Annotated in this window: 25 protein-coding genes; 20 read left to right on the forward strand and 5 right to left on the reverse strand. The window is 65.5% G+C overall.

Translation table 11 applies throughout. From position 1 onward, the window contains the following. Nucleotides 1-185: 185 nt before the first annotated feature. Nucleotides 186-1,133, reverse strand: coding sequence for an AEC family transporter (locus tag BLP96_RS00005; protein ID WP_089681821.1), 948 nt, complete (start codon nt 1,131-1,133; stop codon nt 186-188). A gap of 238 nt (nt 1,134-1,371) precedes the next feature. On the opposite strand from BLP96_RS00005, the gene BLP96_RS00010 reads away from it, so the two are divergent. From BLP96_RS00010 to BLP96_RS00020, 3 genes are read left to right on the forward strand one after another with little or no spacing between them, the layout of a single operon-like run. Continuing rightward, nucleotides 1,372-2,196: an alpha/beta hydrolase gene (locus BLP96_RS00010; RefSeq protein ID WP_089681823.1), complete on the forward strand. Its 825-nt coding sequence runs from the start codon at nt 1,372-1,374 to the stop codon at nt 2,194-2,196. Continuing rightward, a complete protein-coding gene (locus BLP96_RS00015; protein ID WP_089681824.1) occupies nt 2,183-3,052 on the forward strand; it encodes an alpha/beta fold hydrolase in 870 nt (289 codons plus the stop codon). Before BLP96_RS00010 ends, BLP96_RS00015 begins: the two co-directional genes overlap by 14 nt. A gap of 23 nt (nt 3,053-3,075) precedes the next feature. Continuing rightward, complete coding sequence (locus BLP96_RS00020; RefSeq protein ID WP_089681827.1) at nt 3,076-4,140, forward strand: patatin-like phospholipase family protein; 1,065 nt, start codon at nt 3,076-3,078, stop codon at nt 4,138-4,140. Nucleotides 4,141-4,150: 10 nt separating this feature from the next. Here the strand turns inward: BLP96_RS00020 and BLP96_RS00025 are convergent, their stop codons facing one another. Continuing rightward, nucleotides 4,151-4,726 carry a Smr/MutS family protein gene (locus BLP96_RS00025; protein WP_089681829.1) on the reverse strand — a complete coding sequence of 192 codons (576 nt, stop codon included), beginning with the start codon at nt 4,724-4,726 and terminating at the stop codon, nt 4,151-4,153. Nucleotides 4,727-4,842: 116 nt separating this feature from the next. Here BLP96_RS00025 and prmB point away from each other — a divergent pair, with 116 nt between their 5' ends. The 11 genes from prmB to BLP96_RS00080 all read left to right on the forward strand — a co-directional run bounded on the left by prmB (nt 4,843) and on the right by BLP96_RS00080 (nt 15,968). Beyond that, nucleotides 4,843-5,796 (forward strand): 50S ribosomal protein L3 N(5)-glutamine methyltransferase, encoded by a 954-nt coding sequence (gene prmB, locus BLP96_RS00030; protein ID WP_089681832.1) that lies wholly within the window; start codon nt 4,843-4,845, stop codon nt 5,794-5,796. 30 nt (nt 5,797-5,826) lie between these two features. Then, on the forward strand, nt 5,827-6,912 hold the full coding sequence (aroC, locus tag BLP96_RS00035; protein WP_089681834.1) for a chorismate synthase: 1,086 nt from the start codon (nt 5,827-5,829) through the stop codon (nt 6,910-6,912). Nucleotides 6,913-6,967: 55 nt separating this feature from the next. Then, nucleotides 6,968-7,369 (forward strand): DUF6489 family protein, encoded by a 402-nt coding sequence (locus BLP96_RS00040; RefSeq protein WP_089681836.1) that lies wholly within the window; start codon nt 6,968-6,970, stop codon nt 7,367-7,369. Between the two features lie 122 nt (nt 7,370-7,491). Further along, complete coding sequence (locus BLP96_RS00045; protein WP_089681838.1) at nt 7,492-7,944, forward strand: phasin family protein; 453 nt, start codon at nt 7,492-7,494, stop codon at nt 7,942-7,944. Nucleotides 7,945-8,079: 135 nt separating this feature from the next. Continuing rightward, a complete protein-coding gene (gene phaC / locus BLP96_RS00050; RefSeq protein WP_089681840.1) occupies nt 8,080-9,921 on the forward strand; it encodes a class I poly(R)-hydroxyalkanoic acid synthase in 1,842 nt (613 codons plus the stop codon). A 226-nt stretch (nt 9,922-10,147) separates the two neighbouring features. After that, on the forward strand, nt 10,148-10,921 hold the full coding sequence (locus BLP96_RS00055; protein ID WP_089681841.1) for an enoyl-CoA hydratase-related protein: 774 nt from the start codon (nt 10,148-10,150) through the stop codon (nt 10,919-10,921). Between the two features lie 144 nt (nt 10,922-11,065). Beyond that, entirely contained in the window at nt 11,066-11,485 is a 420-nt protein-coding gene (gene rbsD / locus BLP96_RS00060; protein ID WP_089681843.1) for a D-ribose pyranase, read from the forward strand. Next, the gene (locus tag BLP96_RS00065) at nt 11,482-13,017 is read left to right on the forward strand and encodes a sugar ABC transporter ATP-binding protein (protein WP_245682105.1); all 1,536 of its coding nucleotides are present in this window, start codon (nt 11,482-11,484) and stop codon (nt 13,015-13,017) included. Before rbsD ends, BLP96_RS00065 begins: the two co-directional genes overlap by 4 nt. Before the next feature lie 3 nt (nt 13,018-13,020). After that, nucleotides 13,021-13,986, forward strand: a complete 966-nt coding sequence (gene rbsC, locus BLP96_RS00070) for a ribose ABC transporter permease (RefSeq protein WP_089681845.1) — start codon at nt 13,021-13,023, stop codon at nt 13,984-13,986. A 49-nt stretch (nt 13,987-14,035) separates the two neighbouring features. After that, nucleotides 14,036-14,923 (forward strand): ribose ABC transporter substrate-binding protein RbsB, encoded by an 888-nt coding sequence (gene rbsB / locus BLP96_RS00075; protein ID WP_089681847.1) that lies wholly within the window; start codon nt 14,036-14,038, stop codon nt 14,921-14,923. A gap of 13 nt (nt 14,924-14,936) precedes the next feature. Continuing rightward, nucleotides 14,937-15,968, forward strand: coding sequence for a LacI family DNA-binding transcriptional regulator (locus BLP96_RS00080; protein WP_089681850.1), 1,032 nt, complete (start codon nt 14,937-14,939; stop codon nt 15,966-15,968). A 151-nt stretch (nt 15,969-16,119) separates the two neighbouring features. On the opposite strand, the gene BLP96_RS00085 is transcribed toward BLP96_RS00080, so the two are convergent. Further along, nucleotides 16,120-17,010, reverse strand: a complete 891-nt coding sequence (locus tag BLP96_RS00085; RefSeq protein WP_089681852.1) for a DMT family transporter — start codon at nt 17,008-17,010, stop codon at nt 16,120-16,122. Nucleotides 17,011-17,198: 188 nt separating this feature from the next. Here BLP96_RS00085 and BLP96_RS00090 point away from each other — a divergent pair, with 188 nt between their 5' ends. Then, nucleotides 17,199-18,278: an NAD(P)-dependent alcohol dehydrogenase gene (locus BLP96_RS00090; RefSeq protein ID WP_089681855.1), complete on the forward strand. Its 1,080-nt coding sequence runs from the start codon at nt 17,199-17,201 to the stop codon at nt 18,276-18,278. An 89-nt stretch (nt 18,279-18,367) separates the two neighbouring features. Here the strand turns inward: BLP96_RS00090 and BLP96_RS00095 are convergent, their stop codons facing one another. Next, nucleotides 18,368-18,946: an SCO family protein gene (locus BLP96_RS00095; protein WP_089681857.1), complete on the reverse strand. Its 579-nt coding sequence runs from the start codon at nt 18,944-18,946 to the stop codon at nt 18,368-18,370. Nucleotides 18,947-19,055: 109 nt separating this feature from the next. Then, nucleotides 19,056-20,036 (reverse strand): cytochrome c oxidase assembly protein, encoded by a 981-nt coding sequence (locus BLP96_RS00100; protein WP_089681859.1) that lies wholly within the window; start codon nt 20,034-20,036, stop codon nt 19,056-19,058. A 181-nt stretch (nt 20,037-20,217) separates the two neighbouring features. Here BLP96_RS00100 and BLP96_RS00105 point away from each other — a divergent pair, with 181 nt between their 5' ends. The 5 genes from BLP96_RS00105 to BLP96_RS00125 are packed head-to-tail and all read left to right on the forward strand — an operon-like array spanning nt 20,218 to nt 23,957. After that, the gene (locus BLP96_RS00105) at nt 20,218-20,961 is read left to right on the forward strand and encodes an aspartate racemase/maleate isomerase family protein (RefSeq protein WP_089681861.1); all 744 of its coding nucleotides are present in this window, start codon (nt 20,218-20,220) and stop codon (nt 20,959-20,961) included. 52 nt (nt 20,962-21,013) lie between these two features. Then, nucleotides 21,014-21,352, forward strand: a complete 339-nt coding sequence (locus tag BLP96_RS00110; protein ID WP_089681863.1) for a hypothetical protein — start codon at nt 21,014-21,016, stop codon at nt 21,350-21,352. A gap of 55 nt (nt 21,353-21,407) precedes the next feature. Continuing rightward, nucleotides 21,408-22,103, forward strand: coding sequence for an aspartate/glutamate racemase family protein (locus BLP96_RS00115; protein ID WP_089681865.1), 696 nt, complete (start codon nt 21,408-21,410; stop codon nt 22,101-22,103). A 42-nt stretch (nt 22,104-22,145) separates the two neighbouring features. Further along, nucleotides 22,146-22,988: an MOSC domain-containing protein gene (locus tag BLP96_RS00120; protein ID WP_089681867.1), complete on the forward strand. Its 843-nt coding sequence runs from the start codon at nt 22,146-22,148 to the stop codon at nt 22,986-22,988. 3 nt (nt 22,989-22,991) lie between these two features. Further along, the gene (locus BLP96_RS00125) at nt 22,992-23,957 is read left to right on the forward strand and encodes a bile acid:sodium symporter (protein ID WP_089681869.1); all 966 of its coding nucleotides are present in this window, start codon (nt 22,992-22,994) and stop codon (nt 23,955-23,957) included. Nucleotides 23,958-24,005 lie beyond the last annotated feature (48 nt).

The raw sequence follows: 24,005 nt of genomic DNA on the forward strand, positions 1-24,005 counted from the left end.
CGCCCGGTGTGCTATCAGAACCTGCCCGGCGACCTGCTGCCCGAAGCGCTCAAGGACGGCAACCCGCTGGGCGTGAGTCGGCTGGTGGATGGCAAACGGGAAAACTAACCAAATTGCCTGGCTGTTCACGGCCAGGTGATGGAAGCTCTTTCGGGCGGCCTTGGGGCCGCCTTTTTCGTGGAAGGTCAGGCAAGGCCGGTCAGCCTGAGCAGGAAGACGCCCGTGCTGATCGTGAACAGCGACGCCAGGGTCGTGATGGCGATGATATTGGCGGTAAGTGCGGCATTGCCGCCCATCGCCTTGACCATCACGAAGCTGGCGGCGGCGGTGGGGCTGGCGAAGAACAGGAACAGCACGCCCAGCTCGCGACCCGAGAAGCCGGTCAGCCAGGCGGCCGTGGTGGCCAGCAGCGGCAGGCTGACCATCTTCATGAAGCTGGCGCCGAGAGCGATGCGTCCCGAGCGCTGAAGGGCGCCCAGCGACAGGGTGGCGCCGATGCAGATCAGCGCCAGGGGCAACGTCAAGGAGGCGAAGTACTCTCCCGATGTCATCAGCCAGCCGGGCAGGCGCCACTCCATGGCGGCTACCGGTACCGCCGCCACGACGGCGAGGATCAGCGGGTTGCGCATGATGTGCGCCGCGATGTGGCGCCAATCGGTGCTTCGATCGTCCTGGTAGCTGGCCAGGACCACGACCGAGAAGGCGTTGTAGGTGACGATCACCACGCCTAGCAGCAGCCCGCCGGTGGAGAGACCGTAGTCGCCGTACATGCCGGCGGCCAGGGCCAGACCGACGATGCCGCAGTTGCCGCGAAAGGCGCCCTGTACGTAGACCCCGCGCTCGATGCGCGGTACCCGCAGAATCGCCCAGCCCCAGGCAAGCAGGAAGCTGCCCAGGGTGGCCAGGGCGAAGAAGAGCAGCAGGTGCGGATTGAGCGTGGCGTCCAGGTCGGCGTCGATGATGCTGAGAAAGATCAGCATCGGCAGCGTGCCCTTGAAGACCAGATACGAAGCCGTGCTGACGAAGGCCTGGTCGATCCACTTCAGCCGCTTGAGGGCGAAGCCGACGAACACCATGGCGAAGACGGGCAGGGTGATCTCCAGCGTCGACTGGAAGACCTCGAGCATGCCCATCAGCGCGCCAGCCACAGACCGACGAGGATGGCGACGAGCACGGTGGCGAAGAACAGGCGGTTGCGCAGACGGGTATCGCGGGGCCGTGGGGTGGGATCGGTCACGTTGCGCTCCTGGCGGCTGGCTGGGTCGGTAAACGAGCGTTTGATATGGCTTGCGTTACTGCTGTCGGGATGGTAAACCCGTTAGCCTGCTATCGCCACTGGCGAGAGGCTTTCCGACCACTGGAACCCGTGCCATGCCGTCCTCCCACGATGTAGAGCGTCCCCGGCTGATCTTTGCTCATGCCAACGGTTTTCCCGGCATGAGCTACCGCAGCCTGCTCGAACCGCTGCGCCAGCGTTTCGATGTCCATCCCGTCGACCGGCTTGGCCACCATCCCGACTATCCGGTCGGGTCCAACTGGCTGGCGCTGCGCGACGAACTGCTCGACCACCTGCCCGCCGGCGACGAGCCGGCCATCGGGGTCGGCCACTCCATGGGCGGGGTGTTGATGGCCATGGCGGCGGAGCGTGCACCGCAGCGTTTTCGCTGCGTGGTGATGCTCGACCCACCGCTGATGCTGGGGCTAGATGCCTGGGGCCTGAAGGTGGCCAAGCGTTTCGGTTTCGTCGACCGCGTGACGCCGGCGGGCAAGACGCTCGGGCGACGAGCGGTGTGGCCCGACCACGATGCCATGGCCTACTACTTGCGGCGTCGTGGCCTGTTTCGTCGCTTCACCGAAGAGGCCCTGGAGGACTACGTCCAGGGCGGAACCCGCTTGCGTGACGACGGCCAGGCGGAACTGGTCTTCGATCCGGCGGTGGAAGTGGCGATCTTTCGCCATCTGCCCGATCATTTGACCCGGCTGCCGCAGCGTTTGCAGGTGCCGTTCGGCATTCTGGCCGGCCGCGAGTCTGACCTGATCACGCCCAAGCGGCGCCGTCGCCTGATGCGCCACGGCATCGCGCTGTCGCAGGTGCCGGGGGGACACATGTTCCCCATGGAGCATCCCCACGAGACCCGCGAGGCACTGCTGACGATGCTCGCCGAGCTGCAGGAGGGACACGATGTGCGAGCCTGACTCCCTGCGCCTGGCCGGTGGACGGCTGGCGGCGTTGGCCTGGGGCGAGCGGGAGGCGCCCACCTGGTTGGCGCTGCACGGCTGGCTCGACAATGCGGCGAGCTTCTCGCGACTCGCCCCGTTGCTGGTCGAGCGACTCGGCATAAGGGTGGTGGCCATCGACTTCGCCGGGCACGGCGAGTCGGCGCATCGCAACGGCGACTATGCGCTGTGGGACTATTGTCACGATGTCCTGGATGCCGCGGACGAGCTGGGGCTCGAACGGCTGACCCTGCTGGCCCACTCGATGGGGGCCGGTGTGGCTTGTCTCACTGCGGCGGCGTTGCCCGAGCGGGTGACGCGCCTGTTGCTGATCGACGGACTGGGTGCGCTGACCACGCCGGCAGTGGAGGTTCCGGTACAGCTGCGCAAGGGGCTGTCGGCGGCACGGCGATCAGTATCGCCGCCGCCGCGCTATCCTGATGAAAGGATGGCCGTGGCGGCACGCGTGGCCGGCGGCGTGACGCCCATCGATGCCGAAACCGCCGAGCCGTTGGTGCGACGCAACCTCGAGCGGCTCCCGGACGGGCACCTGCGGCTGCGTACCGATGGCCGTCTGCTGTGGCCTTCGCCGCTGCGGCTGACGCCGGAGCAGGTTATGGCGGTGCTCGGAGCGATTCGCTGCCCGACGCTGTTGATCGAGGGCGAGAATGGCATCCTCGGCGAGCGTTCGGCTGCCAAGGCTGCGCGGGCCGCCGTGGGTGGGCTGGTACGTGGAGTGTTGCCGGGTGGCCACCACTTGCATCTCGAGCCGTCGTCAGCGCCCATGGTGGCCGAGCGCCTCGCCGAGTGGATAATGGCCCGTGACAGGCAATGACGTAGCGCGGTCGGGAGGAAGCGATGCCAGAACAACCTCAACCCGGAGCGGGCAAGCGAGTGGCCCTGGTGCTGGGCAGCGGCGGAGCACGTGGCTATGCGCACATCGGCGTGATCGAAGCGCTCGAGTCGCGGGGCTACGAGATCGTGGCGATTTCGGGCTGTTCCATGGGCGCCCTGGTGGGCGGCGTCTATGCGGCGGGACAGCTTACTGCCTATCGAGACTGGGTCACCAAACTCGATTACTTCGACGTGCTAAGGCTGGTCGACGTGACCTGGAGCCCCATGGGCGCAATGCGCGCCAGCAAGGTGATGAGCAAGCTCGAATCGCTGATCGGCACCACCCGCATCGAGGAGCTGAGCCTGCCGGTGACCACCGTCGCCACGGACCTGACACGCCAGCGAGAGGTGTGGTTCCAGAGCGGCTCGCTGCTGGAGGCGATTCGCGCTTCCATCGCCGTGCCCGGCGTGATCACTCCGGTGCATCGGGGTGAGCAGGTGCTGGTCGACGGCGGGCTGCTCAACCCGCTGCCGATCACGCCCACGGTCGCGGCCCAAGCCGACTTCGTGCTCGCCGTCAACGTCACGGCGCACAGCCCGCGGCCGATCAGTCTCGAGGAACTGCTGCCCCAGGAACAGGACTCAGCGTCGGCGAAGCGCGATACGCAGGCCATGGAGGCTGCGGGCAATCTGCAGCTCACCGGCTGGATGGACGACGTGCGCGACGCCACCCGACGGCTGATCGACGGCCTGGGCAGCGCCGGCAGCGGCGAGGAGGAGGGCGACGGCCAGACGCGCGGTACCCGTGCCTGGGGGCGTCTGGACATGATCCTCGCTTCCTTCGATATCACTCAGGCGTCGCTGGCCAAGTACAAGATCGCCGGCTATCCGCCCGACGTGTTGATCGAGGTGCCCAAGACGGTATGCGGCGCCTACGAATTCCACCGTGCGCGCGAACTGATCCGGCTCGGTGAGCATCTGGCGCAGGAGGCGTTGGATCGCTTCGAGGGTAGGACTCACCCTGGCTGGGGCAGCTCCGGAGTGGTGGTCGAGCCGGTGCCTGACGATGAGCGTCAGAGAGAGTCGTGACGACCGACGCTCAGGCCTGCTGGCCGCGGCGGCGCAACAGCACGTAGACGGCGCCTGTGCCGCCATCGGCGTCGCGGGCGGAACAGAAGGCGAGCACGCCGGGCCACTCGCGCAGCCAGGCGTTGACGTGACTCTTGATCACCGGATAGTCCGCCGCGGCACCCCAGGCCTTGCCGTGGACCACTAGCACGCAGCGCTGGCGGCGTGCCGCGGCATCGCGCAGGAAACTCTCCAGTTCATCGCGGGCTTCGTCCAGGGTATAGCCGTGCAGGTCGAGTCCAGCTTCCCAGCCGATGCGACCGCGCTTGAGCTGGCTGCGAGTACGCCAGGGCAGGTCGGGCAGGGCGAAGTCGAGTGGCTCCGAGGGGCGTACCGCTTCCACGCGGCCGTCGCTGGTACGGCTGGGAAGGGCATCGTCTGCGGCCGATTCGGCCGCGGCACGCCGGGCAGCGGCCGCTGGGTCCTCGCGGCGCGGGCGACCGGGGTCGGCGCGGTTGCTGTCGATGGGCCGCACGCCGGCATCGCGCAGCGCCTGGCGAAAGGCGCTGACGTCGTCATCGTTCGGGGGCGGTCGGCGACGGCTCATGCAAGGCTCGCGTGATGGTTGGCGGGCTGCCCAGTATAGCGGCCTGGCAGCGGCTGTGAACCGTCTGCCAGCCCGGGTACAATCACAGGCCATCCCAACCGACCACAGGTACTTTCGTGGCTGACTCCGCTGCCCCCAACGCTTCCACGCTGCAACTCACCGATGCCGAGATCGGTGAAGGTCTCGTCACCTTGCGCGACTACCTGCGCTGGGCGGCCAGCGAGTTTCATCGGGCCGGTCTGTTCCATGGTCATGGCACCGACTCGCCCTGGGACGAAGCCGTGGCGCTGACGCTGGGGGCGCTGCACCTGCCGTGGAACGTCGACCCCGCCGTGCTCGATGCCCGCCTTCTGCCCATGGAGCGCGCGCGCATCGTGACTCTGGTGCGCGAGCGGATCTCGAGCCGCCGGCCGCTGCCCTATCTGCTGGGGGAGGCCTTTTTCGCCGGCGTGCCCTTCTACGTCGACGAGCGGGTGCTGATCCCTCGCTCGCCCATCGCCGAGCTGATCGAGGATGGTTTCGAAGCCTGGTTCGGCGACGCGCCGCCGGGCCGGGTTCTCGACCTGTGCACCGGCTCCGGTTGCATCGGCATCGCCACGGCGCTGCACCTGCCCACCTGCGAGGTCGACCTGGCCGACATCAGCGCCGAGGCGCTGGCGGTGGCCAAGCAGAACATCGCTCGCCACGACCTCGGTGCCCGGGTGCGAGCGGTGCTCTCCGACGTCTTCGACGGCCTGGGCGGGCAACGCTTCGATCTGATCGTCGCCAATCCGCCCTACGTGGATGCCCGCGACCTCGCTACCATGCCTGCCGAGTTCCGTCATGAGCCGGCTCTGGCGCTGGGCGCGGGTCCCGATGGGCTGGATATCGTGCGGCGCATCCTGCGCGAGGCGCGTGACTACCTGACCGACGACGGCGTGCTGATCGTCGAGGTCGGCAACTCCGATCGCCACCTCGAGGCCGCCTTTCCCGAGGTGCCTTTCCTGTGGCTCGACTTCGAGCGCGGCGGTCACGGCGTCTTTGCGCTCAACGCCGTGCAGCTCGAAGCGCATGCGGACGCCCTGGCCTGATTTCCCGATTCCACCTGCGAGGACCGCCCAATGTCCGGCAATACCTTCGGCAAGCTGTTCACCGTCACCACCTTCGGCGAGAGTCACGGGCCGGCGCTGGGTGCCATCGTCGACGGCTGCCCGCCGGGGCTGCCGCTCTCCGAGATGGACCTGCAGCAGGATCTGGACCGCCGTCGACCCGGCACTTCGCGCCACACGACCCAGCGCCGCGAGCCCGACCGGGTGCGCATTCTCTCCGGTGTCTTCGAGGGCGTGACCACCGGCACCTCCATCGGCCTGCTCATCGAGAACACCGATCAGCGATCCAAGGATTACTCCGAGATCAAGGATCGCTTCCGGCCGGCGCATGCCGACTACAGCTATCATCACAAGTACGGAATTCGCGACTACCGCGGCGGCGGTCGCTCCAGCGCCCGCGAGACCGCCATGCGCGTGGCCGCGGGGGCCATCGCCAAGCAGTACCTGGCCACGCAGGGGATCACGGTGCGCGGCTACATGAGCCAGCTCGGCCCCATCGCCATCGACTTCAAGACGTGGGAGGCGGTGGACGACAACCCCTTCTTCTGTCCCGATCCGGAGAAAGTGCCGGCACTCGAAGCCTTCATGGATCGGCTGCGCCGCGACCAGGACTCGGTGGGGGCCAGGATCACCGTGGTGGCCGAGGGGCTGCCGCCGGGGCTCGGCGAACCGGTATTCGACCGCCTCGACGCCGAACTGGCCCACGGTTTGATGAGCATCAATGCCGTCAAGGGCGTGGAGATCGGCGCCGGCTTCGCGGCGGTGGCGCAGCGCGGCAGCGAGCACCGCGACGAGATGACCCCGCAAGGCTTTCTCTCCAATCATGCCGGCGGCGTGCTCGGTGGCATTTCCTCGGGCCAGCCGTTGATCGCTCACCTGGCGCTCAAGCCCACCTCCAGCATCACCGTGCCGGGGCGCTCCATTGACGTGCACGGCAATCCCGTCGAGATCGTGACCAAGGGGCGCCACGACCCCTGCGTCGGCATCCGCGCCACGCCCATCGCCGAGGCGATGATGGCGCTCACGCTGATGGATCACCTGCTTCGCCACCGGGCGCAGAATGCCGGCGTCCAGGTGGGAACGCCGGTGCTGCGCTGAGCGATGGGCGGTTCATGGCTGCTACACTGAAGTCACACTCAAGGCGAGGTTCGTCATGAAGATCAACGTCGAGTTCGACCTGACCCCCGAGGAATTCCGTCGTGCTCTGGGCCTGCCGGACGTCGAAGCCTTCCAGCAGGAGCTGCTTGACCGGATCCAGAAGCAGATGGAGTCCGGCGTGGAAGGCTACGATCCCATGAGTCTGATGCAGCCTTTCCTGCAGCAGCCGGGCATGCCGCAGGGCCTCTCTCAAGGGCTCTCACAAGGGTTGGCGAGCTTCGGCACCTATCAGCAGATGATGCTCGACATGCTACGCAAGGCCGGCAGCCAGGCCAGTCGCGGCAACGAAGACGACGCTGCCGCCAAAGAGAGTGCGGGGAGCCGCACCGGCACCGAGAGCAAGAGCGGCACTGCGTCCTCCGCCAGTGCTTCGTCTCGCTCGCGGCGCGGCAAATGAGGGGCTGAGGCGAAGTACCGCTTGCAAGGCATGGCAAGGAGAACTACGCTTTGTGCAGTGCAGCATGGCGATGGTGCCGAAGCTGCGCGCCTTGCGTTCCCGCTTCTCAGGAGGGTATCCCCATGCAGGACAAGATGATCGACAGCTTCAACCAGCAGAGCCGCCAGTTCTTCGAGCCCATGCGCCGGCTCAACTCCCTGATGCTCGGCAACATGGAAAAGATGACCGAGTATCAGCTGGAAGCCATGAAGCGCTACAGCCAGATGGGCACCGAGCGCATGCGGACGGCTACCGAAATTCAGGACGCGGAGGATCTGCGCGAGTTCGGCGCCAAGCAGGCCGAAATGATGAACGAGCTCTCCCAGCAGATGATGGAAGACGCCAAGGCGCTCAGCGAAATGAGCATGGCCTTCAAGAGCGAACTGGAACAGCTGTTCACCGAAACCGGTCAGCAGATGACCGAACAGGCGCGCCAAGCTGGCGAGAACGTCAAGAGTGCCGCACAGCCCAAGTCGCAAGGCCCGGCCAAGGCGACCAGCCAGTCGTCTCGCAGCCAGTCTTCCGGCAAGAGCTGAGTCTGCACGGTCCATGCGCAGTGCGCGTGGCTTCCCCCTGTCCTCCCAGTCGGACCACAACCGACTGAGAGGGCAGGGGAGTCTGGTATCGAAACCACGATGTCGTGAAATCGTCAGTGAAGCGCAGGAGGGGCTATGCAGCCAGGGTTGGAAGGTCCGTCACAGGCCGAGTTGGAAGAGTGGAACACGCAGTTGCGCGAAATCGGTGAGCAGTATCAGGCCTTGATGCAGGATCTGCTCGAGAAGAACGCTCCGGATGCGGCCGCCGATTCCATCCAGGCCGACATTCGCGATGCCTTTCAGGCGGCGACCGAGTCGCTGATGCGCAATCCCCAACTGCTCTGGGAGACCCAGGCACGGCTCGTACAGGATCAGTTCCAGCTTTGGCAGCAAGGGTGGCGCGCACTGGCCGGCGAGTCGGTCGAGCCTCTCGTGACGCCGGCCAAGGGCGACCGCCGCTTCAAGGACGAGGCCTGGCATAGCGATCCCTATTACCAGGCGATCATGCAGCAGTACCTGCTGTTCGCCCATGCCGTGGACGAACTCGTCGACGATCTCGACGGCCTGCCCGAACAGCAGAAGCGCAACCTGGCCTTCTATTCTCGCCAGATGGTCAATGCCATGGCGCCGACCAATTTCATCACTACCAACCCCGAGGTGATGCGGCGCACGCTGGAGACCCGCGGGCAGAATCTGGTGGATGGGCTCGAGCGGCTGCGCAAGGACCTGGCCAATTCTGCCGACGGTCTCAACGTCACCATGACCGACCGCAGCGCCTTCGAGGTCGGCAAGAACATTGCCGTCACGCCGGGGCACGTGATCTACGAGAACGAGCTGATCCAGTTGATCCAGTACGCGCCGAGCACCGAGACGGTATTCAAGACGCCGTTGCTGGTCGTTCCGCCGTGGATCAACAAGTACTACATCCTCGACCTGCGCGAAGACAACTCCTTCGTCAAGTGGCTGGTCGACCAGGGGCACACCGTCTTCCTGATCTCCTGGCGCAATCCCGGCCCCGAGCAGCGCGACCTGACCTGGGCCGACTACATGCAGATGGGGCCCATCGAGGCCATGGGAGCCATCGAGCAGGCCACCGGCGAGAAGTCGATCAACCTGCTCAGCTACTGCATCGGCGGTACGCTGGCGGCCACCACCCTGGCCTATCTCACCAGCACGCGGCGCGGGCGCAAGGTCAAGTCGGTGACCTACATGGCCACCCTGCAGGACTTCCGCGACCCCGGCGAGCTCGGCGTGCTGCTCAGTGAACCGGTGCTCGAGGGCATCGAAGCCAAGATGGAGCAGGACGGCTACCTGGATGGCCGCTCCATGGCTTACACCTTCAACCTGCTGCGTGAGAACGACCTCTTCTGGTCCTTCTACGTGAGCAACTACCTCAAGGGCGAGACACCCGCTGCCTTCGACCTGCTCTACTGGAACACCGACGGTACGAACCTGCCGGCCGGCACTCATGGCTGGTATCTGCGACACATGTACCTGGAGAATCGCCTGGTAGAGCCGGGGGGCATCGAGCTCGATGGGGTCAAGATCGACCTGCGCAAGATCTCCACGCCCAGCTACTTCGTTTCCACCCGCGAGGATCACATCGCCAAGTGGAACAGCACCTATTACGGCGCCTTGCTGCCCAAGGGGCCGGCCACCTTCGTGCTGGGCGGTTCCGGCCACATCGCCGGCATCGTCAACCCTCCCCACAAGGACAAGTACGGCTACTGGACCAACGACGAGCTGCCCGACGACCACGAGGCGTGGCTGGCCGGTGCCGAGTATCACGAGGGCTCGTGGTGGCCGCACTGGCAGGCGTGGATGACCGACAATGGCTACGCTGACCCGCAGAAAATGGTACCGGCTCGCCAGCCGGGCGACGGCGAACTGCCGTTGCTGGAGGAGGCGCCGGGCCGCTATGTCAAGACGACCATCCCCGAGGTGCTGGGAGAGGTCGCGGATACGACGAAAGGCTGAATCGCTTCGCACGCGGCCCTCCGTCCAACTGCAAGAGCCCCGCCATGGCGGGGCTCACGTCGTCATGGGCACCGGTCAAGCTCCCTACCTCGTGCCCAGCGCTCGCGCGCCCGGCCGCCCGTGGAGCTGGCCTGCCGTCTTCCGACGAAAGAAAGGATTGCCGCCCAACCAAGCGTTCGCTAGGGTTTAGCGGTACTCCCATCGACAATGACTGCAGGAGCGATCCATGAGCGAAAGATCGATCGAAGTGGTCGACGACGCCGGCGTCGTGCGTTTGACCATTACCCGTCCCAAGGCGCTGAATGCCCTCAACAGCGCCGTGCTCACCGAACTCGAAGGCGTGCTCACCGAACTGGAAGCCCGCGACGACCTGCGCGCCGTGCTGATAACCGGTGCGGGCGACAAGTCGTTCGTGGCCGGTGCCGACATCGCCGAGATGCGTGAGAAGACCCCCGAGGAGGCGCGTGCCTTCGCCAGCCAGGCGTTGCGTACCATCAAGCGGCTCGAGACGCTTCCGGTGCCGGTGGTCGCCCTGGTTAACGGGTTTTGTCTTGGCGGCGGCTGCGAACTGGCATTGGCCTGCGACTGGGCAGTAGCCAGCGACAATGCCGTGTTCGGCCAGCCGGAGGTGCTGCTGGGCGTCATCCCCGGCTTCGGTGGCACCCAGCGCTTGCCGCGCCGTGTCGGCCCCGCCATGGCGCTCGATCTGTGCACCACCGGCCGCAAGATCGACGCCCAGGAAGCCCTGCGCATCGGTCTGGTCAATCGCGTGATGCCCCAGGCCGAACTCGAGACCTACGCCGATGAGCTCGCCCAGCAGTTGGGTGGCAACGGTCCGCAGGCGGTGCGTGCCGCCAAGCAGGCCATCCACGACGGCATGGATCAGGACCTCGACAGCGCCCTGGCGCTGGAGACGGCGCTGTTCGCCTTCTGCTTCGCTGGCGACGAGCAGAGCGAAGGCATGAGCGCCTTCGTCGAGAAGCGCAAGCCCCACTTCTGAACCCAACGGCGAGTCGTCGAGTGCGGCCGTGGCGTCATTGCCACGGCCGTATTCGTTGCACAAGTAGACTTATGGCTAATCGCGTGCGCAAACGTTTGCGTCCTACGCTGGGAGGAGTCCCACAGCTCGAGATCGTGTCGCTCCATGAAACGCCGAGGCCTGCTCAACGCGCCCCTTTCCAGGCTCATTGCCGAGCTTGGCCATACCGATATCCTGGTGATTGCCGATGCCGGATTGCCGATCCCCCCGGGCGTGCCCAGGGTCGATCTGGCACTGCGTCCCGGTCTGCCGGGATTCCTCGAGGTCTTCGATGTCCTGGCCGACGAGTTGTGCGTGGAAGGGGCGACCCTGGCCCAGGAGATTCGCGAGGCGAATTCAGGGCTGCATGACCAGGTAGAACGGCGCCTGGAGGCACTCGAACAGCGCGATGGCAGGTCGCTGGCACGCGATTTCGTTTCCCACGACGCGTTCAAGCGCCTGCTGCCTTCGGCGCGTGCCGTGATCCGCACCGGGGAGTGTTCCCCTTACGCCAACATTGCCCTGCACAGCGGAGTCGCGTTTTGAGCCTGGCCACGCATGACACTGCCCGACCCGACGCCGCCGAACCGCTCATGACGCTGCAGGGCATCGGCAAGTCCTTCGGCGGGGTTTCGGTGCTGGAAAACGTCGATTTCTCCCTCTTTCCCGGCAGGGTGCTGGGTCTGGCCGGGGAGAACGGCGCCGGCAAGTCGACCCTGATGAAAGTGCTCAGCGGGGTTCACCAGGCCGATGCCGGGACCTTGACGCTGCGCGGTCGCGGCGTTCGCTTCGCCACTCCGCGTCAGGCGATGGATGCCGGCATCGCCATCATCCATCAGGAACTCAACCTGGTGCCGACTCTTTCCGCGGGCGAGAACATCTTTCTGGGTCGCGAGCCGCAGCGGTGGGGGCGCATCGACTGGAAGCGGCTGTTCGGCCAGGCTGCCGAGCTTCTCGAGTCCCTGGAGCAGTCGATCGATCCGCGGATCCCGGTGGCGCGGCTGAGCATCGGGCAGCAGCAAATGGTCGAGATTGCCCGAGCGCTGTCGCTGGATGCCGAGATCATCGTCATGGACGAACCCACCGATGCATTGACCGACGTCGAGACCGCCGTTCTCGAGCGGGTGGTGCGTACCCTGAGAGGGGCCGGCAAGTCGCTGGTGCTGATCACCCATCGGCTGGTCGAGATCTTCCGCATGTGCGATGACGTCGCCGTCCTGCGCGATGGCCGTCTGGTTCACCAGGGCCCCACGGCGAGTTCCAGCGAGGATCAACTGATTCAGCGCATGGTCGGACGCGAACTGGCCGATCGCTATCCCTACGAACCGCCTCGACTGGGTGAGACGGTGCTCGAGGTGAAGGATATGGTGGCTCCGGGCGTACGGGGCGTTTCGTTCTCGGCGCGTGCCGGCGAAGTGCTGGGGTTCGGCGGCCTGATGGGAGCCGGGCGAACCGAAATGTGTCGCGCCTTGTGTGGCGACGTGCCGCGGAAGTCCGGTGAGGTCTGGATTCATGGCCGTCGCGTGCGCTTCGTCTCGCCCGGGCAAGGGCTGCGGGCCGGCGTGGCATATGTGCCCGAGGATCGCAAGCAGTCGGGGCTGGTGCTCGACCACTCGGTGGCCGACAACATGTCGTTGACCGCGCTACCGGCTTTTTGCGGGCCGCTGGGCATCGTCCGGCATGCCCGAGAGAGAGCGGCCGTCGACCACTATATCGAGGCCTTTCGCATCAAGCTCAACGACCCGCGTCAGCGCGCCCAGACCTTGTCGGGCGGTAACCAGCAGAAGGTTTCGCTGGCCAAGGCACTGATGAGCGAACCCGAGGTGGTCATTCTCGACGAGCCTACCCGGGGTGTCGATGTGGGAGCCAAACGCGAGATCTACCTGCTCATCAACCGACTGAAACGCCAGGGCAAGTGCGTATTGCTGATCTCTTCCGAAATGCCGGAGCTCATGGGGCTGTCCGATCGCATCATCGTGCTGGCCAACGGACGGGTCAGCGGAGAGTTTCTGCGTGACGATGCGACCCAGGAAAAGATCATGACCGCTGCGGCCGCCGCCGCACCGATGGAGAACTGAACCATGAATGCGCTCACTTCGAACGCTTCTTTCACGCGGCTGTTGATCGACAACAAGGCGTTTCTGGCTCTCATCGTGCTGGTCGCCGTCAGCGCCGCCATGAGCGACAGTTTTCTCACGCCGGATAACTTGCTCAATGTACTGCGTCAGACGAGCATCAACGCCATCATCGCCATGGGCGTGACCTTCGTGATCCTGACGGCCGGCATCGATCTCTCGGTGGGGGCGGTGCTGGCGCTGACCGGCGCTTTCGCCGCTTCGATGACGGCTTCCGGGTTGGCCCCCTGGCTCAGCGTTCCCGGCACCATTGCCTCCGGGGCACTTCTCGGCGTGATATCCGGACTCTTCGTGGCCTACGGGCGGATCCAGGCCTTCGTCGTCACTCTGGTAGCCATGACCGTGGTGCGCGGTTTCGCTCTGGTCTATACGGATGGGCGGCCGATCTCGATCGGCGGCGGCGAGGTGGCCGACGCCTTCTGGCAGCTGGGTGGTGGCTACTGGCTGGGCATCCCCATTCCCATTTACTTGATGTTCTTCGTGTTCGTGCTGTGCTGGGGCGTTTTGCATCACACCCGTTTCGGGCGCCATGTCTACGCCGTCGGTGGCAATGAGCAGGTGGCACGGCTGTCGGGTATCGACGTCAATCGTATCAAGGTCAGCGTCTACGCCATTGCCGGCGCCTGTGCGGCCCTGGCCGGCGTCGTGCTGACGGCGCGCCTGGGCTCGGCTCAACCCAATGCCGGCATGACCTACGAGCTGGATGCCATTGCCGCGGTGGTCATCGGCGGGACCAGCCTGATGGGCGGTCGTGGGCGCATCTTCGGCACCCTCGTTGGCGCCCTGGTGATCGGCGTGCTCAATAACGCCTTGAACATCATGGGGGTGTCATCCTATTTCCAAATGATCGCCAAGGGGGCGGTCATCCTGCTGGCGGTGCTGATCGATAGCCGCTCGCGGCCCTCGTCCTGAGCTCGCCACGAGCCAGGGTGCATAACGACAAGACCTCAGGAGACTTGCCATGAAAAAGCTGATTCTTGCCACTGCGGTAGCTGCCGGACTGGGAGTCGGCACCACTCAGAGCGCGATGGCCGAGCGCATCGCCCTGGTGATTTCCACGCTGAACAACCCTTTCTTCGTGACCCTTCAGGAAGGGGCCGAGAAGAAGGCGGAGGAACTTGGACATGAGTTGATCGTGCTCGACTCGGGCAACGATCCCGCCCGCGAGCTCTCCAACATCGAAGATGCCTTGTCGCGGGACATCGACTTGCTGCTGGTCAACCCCACCGATTCCGATGCCATCGGTTCGGGGGTGCGAACCGCCAATGCTCGCGACGTACCGGTGATCACCCTGGATCGCAGCGCCAACAGCGGTACCATCGTCTCCCACATCGCCTCCGACAACGTTGCGGGTGGCGAACTGGCCGCCGAGTTCATCATCGAACGACTCGGTGGAGAAGGGCAGGTGGTACAGCTGGAGGGCGTGCCCGGTGCCTCGGCCACGCGCGATCGTGGCGAGGGATTCATGGCGGGGATCGAAGGCGAGACCGGTATCGAGCTGGTCGCCACCCAGCCGGCCAACTTCAACCGTAGCGAAGGCCTCGATGTCATGGAGAACCTGCTCCAGGCGCATGACGGCATCGATGCGGTATTCGCCCAGAACGACGAGATGGCTCTGGGAGCCCAGCGTGCTCTCCAGGCCGGCGGCCTGGATGAGGTGGTGCTGGTTGGCTTCGATGGCACCGACGATGGCATCGAGGCGGTGAAGGACGGCAAGATGGCCGCGACCATTGCCCAGCAGCCGGCCCGCATCGGCGAGCTGGGCGTGGCCACCGCCGACCGTCTGTTCAATGGCGAAAGTGTCGAGTCCAGCATTCCCGTGCCGTTGCAGCTGATCACCCAGGAGTGAGCGGACTCTGTCCATGGTTCGCCTCAAGGATGTGGCGCGAGACGCTGGCGTTTCCGTCACTACGGTGTCGCACGTGGTCAATGGCACCCGCCGCGTTGCACCCGCCACCCTGGCGCGGGTGCAACGCGCCATTGCCGAGCTCGGCTATCGACCCGACAGCATCGCTCGGGCGCTGAAGTCGAATCGCAGCCATACCCTTGGCATGATCGTGACGGCCGCCAACAATCCTTTCTTTGCCGAGATCATTCGTGGCGTCGAGGACCGCTGTTTCGCCAATGGCTACAGTCTGGTGCTGTGCAACACCGATGATGCCGACGCCAAGCAGTTGACCTATCTGCAGACCCTGCGCGACAAGCGCGTCGATGGTCTGATCGTGATGACTGCACACAGCGGCGCCGACTTTCTGGCGGCATTGGCGCGTCAGCCACTGCCCACCGTGTTGATGGATGCCGATCCGGCCGGTGCTCACGACATTGCCGTGGTCAACGACGACTCGCGGCTTGGCGCGCGCCTGGCCATCGAGCACCTGCTTTCGCGAGGGCTGCGCGACATTGCCCTGCTCACCGGGCCGGCTTCGCACCCGCGTTCCCGCGAGCGCCTGGCCGGTGCCCGCGAAGCGCTCGGCGAGGCGGGCATCGTGCTGCCCGGCTCGAAGGTCGTGGCCACCAACCTTCTCGCCGACGGTGGCTATCGGGCCATGCAGGCGCTGTTGCAGACGCGCTCATGCCCCCAGGCGCTGTTCGCCTTCAACGATCTGGTCGCCATCGGTGCCATGCGCGCGGCACGCGAGCATGGCCTTTCCCTGCCCGATGATCTCTCGGTGGTGGGCTACGATGACATCGAACTGGGACGTTACTTCACCCCGGCGCTGACCACCGTTCACCAGCCGGTCTACGAGCTGGGTGACATGGCGGTCACCCAACTGATCGAGCGTCTCGAGCATCGGCGCCCGCTCCAGCGGACGTTGCAGCTGGCACCGCGGCTGGTGGTGCGCGAATCCGTCCGTCGCGACCGCCTTGCCGAGCCGAAGCATCCCAGCAGGTAACGCCCATTCAGGCCGCGCTTTCGCCCTTCAGCGACGCCATGTCGATGACCGAGCGGTAGCTGCACGTCGCCCTCTTCCCTGCGTTCAAGGGCGGCGCCTCCTCACGCAGCGTCGTGGAGCGCGCGCGCTGCACGCCTCCTGAGAGCCCTGGCTAAGGCGTCGGCTCGCGCTGAACCCGGCGCAGCCGAATCATCCGCGTGGCGATGGCGGTGCCCACCAGGGTGATCGCCATGCCGGCGAGCACCTGCAGGCTGAGGCGCTCGCCGAGCAGCACGAAGCCCCATGCCAGCGCGCTCACCGGTACCAGGAAGGTGACGGTGGAGGTTGCCGTGGCGCCGGCACTGGCGATCAGGCCGAAGTAGAGCAGGAAGGCCGCGGTGGTGCTGAGCACCGCCAATGCCAGCCCGTTGACCCAGGCCAGGCCGCTGATCGGTTCGGCGGGCCACAGCATCAGCCCCGGCACCAGCAGGATCAGCGCCGACATGGCGGTGCTGCCGGCGGCCAGCACCCGCACCGGGAGGTGAGAGAGATGGGTCTTGGAGTAGTTACCGGCAATGCCATAGCAGAAGGTGGCGCCCAGCACGGCGAGGATGAACCAGCCATCGCCGCCCAGAGCGAAGTCGAGCCGGTCCGCCGAGAGCACGTAGACGCCGAACAGCGCCAGGGCCAGGCCCAGATACTGCTGGCGCAGGATCGGCGTGGCGAAGAACAGCGCGCCGAGCAGGGCGGTGAAGATCGGCGTGGTGGCGTTGATCAACGACGTGAACCCCGCTTCCAGCCGCGTGGTGGCCAATGCCAACAACGAGAAGGGCAGCACGTGGTTGATCAGCCCCAGCACGAACAGGCGACCCTTGTTCTCCCATGCCAGCTGGAAGTAGCGCACGCCGAGCAGCAGCGGCACCAGCAGCAGCGCCCCCACCCCCATGCGTACCAGGATCAGCGACACGGGCCCGAACTCGGGCACGGCCACGCGCATGAAGATGAACGAGAGTCCCCACAGCGAGGACAGCAGCAGCAGGCGTAGGGTATCGGCCGGAGACATCCAGTGTCCTTGTCGTCATCAGGGGGAGGAAGCAAAGGGTAAGACTCCCGCCTTGGAATAGGAAGAGGCTCGTGGTAAGGCACGGTGGGCGGAGAGTGAGAGACGCTTGATCGAGATCAAGCGCAGGGTGGTTCGACTCTGTGCTATAGCTTAGAGGCATTTCTCCATCGTCCATCAGGAGTTCTCCCATGCCCACCATGATGAAGGCCGCCATCTTCGTCGAGCCCGGGCGCATCGAGATCGACGACAAGCCGCTGCCCGACATCGGCCCCAACGATGCGCTGATCCGCGTGACCACCACCACCATCTGCGGTACCGACGTGCACATCCTCAAGGGCGAATACCCGGTGGAAAGGGGACTCACCGTCGGCCACGAGCCAGTGGGCGTCATCGAGAAGCTCGGCGCCAACGTGCAGGGCTACGCCGAAGGGCAGCGGGTGATCGCCGGGGCGATCTGCCCGAGCTTCACCTCCTACGCCTGCCAGGACGGCTGCAGCGCTCAGGACGGCGGCCACCATGGCCACGGCTACAAGCCCATGGGCGGCTGGCGCTTCGGCAACACCATCGACGGGGCCCAGGCCGAATACCTGCGCGTGCCGGATGCCCAGGCCAATCTCTCGCCGGTCCCCGATGCCCTCACTGACGAGCAGGTGCTGATGTGCCCGGACATCATGTCCACCGGTTTCGCCGGCGCCGAATCGGCCAACATCAAGATCGGCGATACGGTGGCCGTCTTCGCCCAGGGCCCCATCGGCCTGTGCGCCACTGCCGGTGCCCGGCTGCGCGGGGCAGGCCTGATCATCGCCGTGGATGGCGTCGACGAGCGCCTGGAAATGGCCCGCAAGATGGGGGCCGACATCGTGATCGACTTCCGCCAGGTGGACGTGGTCTCCGAGATCCTCAAGATCACCGGCGGGCGCGGCGTCGATGCCTCCATCGAGGCGTTGGGCCTGCAGAGCACCTTCGAGAACGCCCTGCGGGTGCTCAAGCCCGGCGGCACCCTGTCTAGCCTCGGCGTCTACTCGGAGAACCTGACCATCCCGCTGGATGCCTTCAGCGCCGGTCTGGGCGACAACCGCATCGTCACTTCGCTGTGCCCCGGCGGCAAGGAACGCATGCGCCGGCTGATGCAGATCATCGATAGCGGTCGCCTCGACCTCGGCCCCATGGTCACCCATCGCTACCCGCTGGATCGGATCGTCGAGGCCTACGACCTCTTCTCCCACCAGCGCGACGGCGTGCTCAAGGTCGCGCTCGAGGTGTCGTGACGCCAAGCGGACAACGCAGCGGGCGGCGCCCGTCGCCCGTTGCGTTGGCGTTGCGCATCGGTCGATCAGCGGCCAGCGACAGGGGGTATCTAGGCCCCGTCGGCCAGTCTTTCGAGGTCAGCCACGACCGCTTCCATCGGGTCGCTGTCGCGTATCAGCACGCGGGCCTCCCCGCGTTCATCGAAGCCGAATACGGCGCTGGAGTGCGACACTGCGTAGTTGCCGTCGTCGTCGGCTTCGCCATACCCGTAGGTGACGCGATACCGACGCGTCAGTGCATCGAGTGCCGCCCGATTCCCCGTGAGGCCGATGAACCTGGCGCCAAAGGATTCGGTGTAGGCGCGTAGCGTCTCGGGGTCATCGCGGCGTGGGTCTACCGAGACGAACAGCACCTGGATGTCGTCGCGCGCCGACTCATCCAGGCGACCGATGGCGGCTTCGAGGCGGCCGAGGGTGGCCGGGCAGACGTCAGGGCAGTGGGTGAAGCCGAAGAACAGCAGGGTGCTCTTGCCGAGGTATTGGTCGGCCTCCACGTCGTGCCCGTTCTCGTCGACCAGTTCGAATTCCAGAGGAGGCATCAGACCGGAGATGTCCTTGGTCTGCCAGGCCGGCTCACCACAGCCTGCCAGCCAGAGCGAGGCGACTGCCGTCACGATCCATCGGTGCATCCTGATTCTCCTGCTGTCTCGGGGGGAGCGGCGCGCAAGGCGGCGCTCGATGGCTGCCTGCGGGCAAGGGGCCGGGTCGCCTCGACTCCGTCGCCGATGGCGATGCGAACTAGCGGGTGACGTGAGAGGCATGCGCGGCATCCTCATGACGGGCCTGACGGAAAAGAAAACCGAGAACGATCAAGATTCCAATGACACTCATCATCGAGGCCGGAATCCAGGTCACCAGGCCGCCGATGCGCTGATCGTCCAGAGCGGCCAGTGGCCAGGCGCGGCCGCAAACCTCGTAGACATCGAAGATCACGTCCTGGCTAAATGTGATATAGGCACCCAAGAGGATCTGCGGCGGAATGACCGCCAGCAGGAGGACGATCCTCTTGCCATAGCCCAGGCCACCCCGTTGCGGTGTGCGACGATCGAAGACCAGCCACCAGAAGAGCAGACCATCCAGCGCCATGCTCCAGTTCATCACCTGGTAGAGGTCCGCACTGAGCATGGCGTCGAAGTGGATCTCGGGCACCAGCCAGAAATAGATCAGCCCAACGAACAGCACCGGGGCGACGAAAGGGTGCTGAAGCAACCGATAGACGGGGCGTGACAAGGCGATTGCAGATTCCTTGCCCGGCATGTGTCGGATGTGTGCCGGCAAGCCGTCGGCAAGCACTGGCAGTGGGGCGGCCAGGGCGATCAGGAAAGGGGCGGCGTGATGCAGTACCAGATGCTGGGCGCGATGGGCAAAGAACATGTACTGGGAGAGATAGTCGTAATGCGTTTGGGTGACGGCATAGATCGCCACGACGCCCAGCAGATAGGCTACCGTTCGGCCCGTTCCTGTCGACACGTTGCCAAGCCGGCGGCGCCGCAGGCCTCGCAGATAGAGTGCAATGGCGAGCAGACAGGCCAAGGACCAGGTCGGTGAGAATTCCCATGGCAGCAGATAGCCAAGAGCAATGTCGAAGTGGATAGCCCCCCCTGGGAATCGGCATGCCTGCGATGATTCTAAAAAATGGCGCGCCAGGTGGCAAAGCGCTTCCGACGATGCTGCGGTGCCTAGATCATCCGATACCCGCGCGCCATGGCGCGTAGCCATTCCTCTCAGGAGTTGAACCGATGGATGTTGTGGAGCAAGTTAGGGCCACGCCATCTTTCGAGTCCACAGTATCTCACCCGGCCCACCGTCAAGCAGGGTCGAGCAGAGGTTGGGCTGCTCGCGGGCTTCGAGTCCGACGGTCGGTGATGGGTAACGTCCTTTTCATCCGTAGGAGCTTTTCATGTCTAGCCAGCAGCGTCTTGGCATCCTGTTGCCCGATGACGGACCGGCCGATTACGAATGGCACGCTCTCGAATGCAGTGCCGCCGTTCAGGCCGGCGATCTGCCCGCCATCGTCGTGGGCAGAGTGGCAAGCGATGGCCACCATGAGCATGGCGCGCTGACGGCCCTAGGGGCACCCGAGCGGCTGGCGCCGGTGGGACAGCGGCTGGTCGAGCGAGCCGGTTGCGGGGCCGTAGTGTGGGCCTGCACCAGCGCCAGCTTCATCGGCGGGCTGGAGTGGGCGCTGGCCCAGTCGCGGGAGCTGGAGCGCCGCCTCGGGGTGCCGGTAACCAGCACTGCCTTGGCGTTTCGCGATGCGCTGGGGGCACTGGAAGTGCGTTCCGTCGATCTGCTCGGAGCCTATCCGCCCGCCGTTACCCAGGCCCTGGCGAACTTTCTGGCCGAGAGCGGCGTGACGGTCGAGCGCACCAAGGCACTGGATTGCCGCTACGCTGCGGATTCTCATCGCATGGACATCATGGCCGAAGTGCGCGCTTTTTGTGATGCGCATCCCGGCACGCAGCGCCCGTTGCTGGTGCCGGATACGGCAATCGATTCATTGACGCTGGTCGAGGCAATGAATCGTGAGACGGGCCGGGTCGTGCTGACCGCCAACCAGGTGACGTTGTGGGCGGGATTGAACCTGCTGAAGTGGTCCGTGCGTCCGGCGTGTTACCTCAGTACTCTGGAAAAGGCGGTCTGAGTGTGTCTGTCTGGTACACTCGCCATTATCAGTAGCAACCATTGGAGTGCAGATGGCATCGGAATTGAACGAATTCGAAGAGAACATGCAGCGCGAGATCGATGCGTTTCTCAAGCCCGACAAGCGCAAGCCACGTCAGCCGGGCCGCGGTGCGGCAGCGCCCGGTCGTCCGGCCAAGAGCACTGCCGAGCCGGCGGAATCCGCCGAGACGATGAAGACCGGCCACCGGGTCAAGCTGGCGGTTCGCAAGCGCCAGCTCGACGTGGATACCGTCTTCGAGCATCGCTCGACCAGCATCTCCAAACTCGAGGCCCAGTTGGAAGCCGAAAAGGCTGCCAAGCGGGCGGGCTATCCCATCATCGGTTATCTTGTCGACATTCAGCGGCTGTAAGTGCCGCAGCCTTCATCGCCTTCAACACGATTGGCTTTCGTCCGGGAAACACATCATGAAAACCATCGGACTACTCGGTGGCATGAGCTGGGAGTCCACGCAGAGCTACTATCGTGCCCTCAACGAGGGCGTGAAAGCGGCACTGGGCGGGCTGCATTCGGCGAAGATCGCCATGGTCAGCGTCGATTTCGCCGAAATCGAGACACTGCAGCATCAGGGGCGCTGGGAAGAAACCGGGGCGATGCTGAGCCGTGCCGCGCAGCAGGTCGAGCGAGCTGGGGCGGATTTCCTGGTGATCGCCACCAACACCATGCACAAGGTGGCGCCGCAGATCGAAGCGGCCATCGACATCCCGTTGCTGCACATCGCCGATGCCACCGCCCAGCGTCTGGCCGCAGATGGCTTGCGCCGCGTGGGGCTGCTGGGCACGCGTTTCACCATGGAGCAGCCGTTCTACAGGGAGCGATTGGTCGAGCGCTTCGGCATCGAGGTGCTGGTGCCGGACGAGTCCCAGCGCGAGACGGTGCATCGCGTCATCTACGAGGAGCTCTGTCAGGGCCGCATCGAGCCGGCATCGCAGGCAGAGTATCTGGGCGTCATCGACGGGCTGCACGAGCGCGGGGCCGAGGCGGTGATCCTCGGCTGTACCGAGATCGCCTTGCTGGTGCAGCAGGACGACACTGCAGTGCCGCTCTATGATACCGCAGCGCTGCATGCGGCCCGGGCCGTCGAGTGCGCCCTGGAAGCGTGAAGACCCGTCTTCCGCCACGATGTCAGTGACAGGGAGTCCACCATGCGCATCTCCGAACTCAACATCTATCCGGTCAAGTCGCTGCGCGGCATTGCCCTGGAGCAGGCCGAACTCGGCGTGCGCGGCCTGGCCTTCGACCGTCACTGGATGATAGTGGACGACGTCGGGCGCTTCGTGACCCAGCGCCAACTTCCCGCCATGGCGCAAGTGAGCGTTCATTTGACGGCCGAGCGTCTGGAGTTGCACCACACCGATGCAGCGACGCTGCGCATCGAGCTGGCGCGCGACGACCAGCCATCGTTGACGGCCTATGTCTGGGAGGATCGCTGCCGGGCGCTGGATGAGGGCGCCGAGGCGGCACGCTGGCTCACCGACGTGCTGGGCGGCGTCAAGGGCAGCGGTCTGCGCCTGGTGCGCTTCCCCCTGGAGGAACAGCGTGCCGTGGACGCCCGCTATCAGCGCGGGGAGGGGGCGCATACTGCCTTCGCCGACGGCTTCCCGTTCCTGATCACCAACGACGCCTCGTTGGCAGCCGTCAACGCCACCCTGGCGCAGAAGGGGCTCGACCCGGTACCCATGAGCCGCTTTCGTCCCAATGTCGTGGTCGCCGAGGCCGAGGCGTTCGCCGAGAACGGCTGGGATGCGCTGCATGGAGCCGGTGGGCGCTTTCGCCTGGGGCTGCGCAAGGCGTGTCAGCGCTGCAAGATCACCACCGTCGACCAGCTCAGCGGTGAGATCCGCGTGCCCGGCGAGCCCTTGCGCACCCTGGTGGAAATGAGCGCTCACTTCGGCAAGCCGGGCGGGTACTTCGGCCAGAATGCCACGCTGCTGGCAGGCGCAGGAGAGACCTTGCGCGTTGGCGAGTCTCTCACCGCATCCGATTGAGCCATGCGCGAGGCGTTCGAGCGCTACCAGGTCGTCGTCTATCTCGTCGCCATCGTTGTCGGCCTGGTGGTGGGCGCTCGCTCACCGGCGACGGCCGATCTCCTGGGGGCTCTCATCTGGCCGCTGCTGGGTGTGCTGCTCTATGCCACTTTCACTCAGGTGCCGCTGATTCGGCTGCGCTATGGGTTGGCGAACGCTCGCTTTCTTGCGCCAGCCGTACTGGGCAACTTCGCGGCAATTCCGCTCATCGTCTGGGGCCTGGTGCAGTGGTTGCCCGATGAGCCGGGGCTGCGTCTCGGGGTGATGCTGGTACTGCTGCTGCCCTGCACCGATTGGTTTCTCTCCTTCACTCACCTGGGCGGCGGCGACACTTCCACGGCCATCGCCTTCACGCCGCTGAGCCTGTTGCTGCAGCTCGCTCTGCTACCGCTCTACCTGTGGCTATTCCTGGGGCAAGCCACCCTGGCGGGAGTGGCCCAGCGGGAACTGCTGCTGGCCTTCGGCGGCTTGATCGTGGTGCCGCTGCTGTTGGCCTTCGCCACCGAACGCTGGGCGAAGGACGTTGTGTCTCGCCAGCGGTGCGTCGAGGCGCTGGGCTGGTTGCCGGTACCGCTGCTGGCCCTGGTGCTTTGCGCGGTGGCCGCGGGACAGCTCGAGACGCTGTCGACGGCGCCCGGCATCCTGTTGCGCCTGCTGCCGCTCTATGCGGCGTTTCTGGCACTAGCGGCGGGCCTGGCCTGGCTGATGAGCCGCGCCTTCGATCTGCCGGTGGCCCAAGGGCGGGTGCTGGCCTTCAGCTTCGGATCGCGCAATTCCTTCGTGGTACTGCCGCTGGCCCTGGCGCTGCCGGCCGGCTTCGACATTGCCGTGGTAGTGGTGGTCTTCCAGTCGCTGGTGGAACTCGTCGGCATGCTGGTTTTCCTGCACGTAGTGCCGCGCTGGCTGTTTCCCGGATCGACGTCAACATGATGCGCTGCAATATCGACTAGGCTGACCAATAGTCGACTGCCGTCGGCT

Source organism: Billgrantia gudaonensis, assembly GCF_900100195.1.
Classification (GTDB): Bacteria; Pseudomonadota; Gammaproteobacteria; order Pseudomonadales; family Halomonadaceae; genus Halomonas; species Halomonas gudaonensis.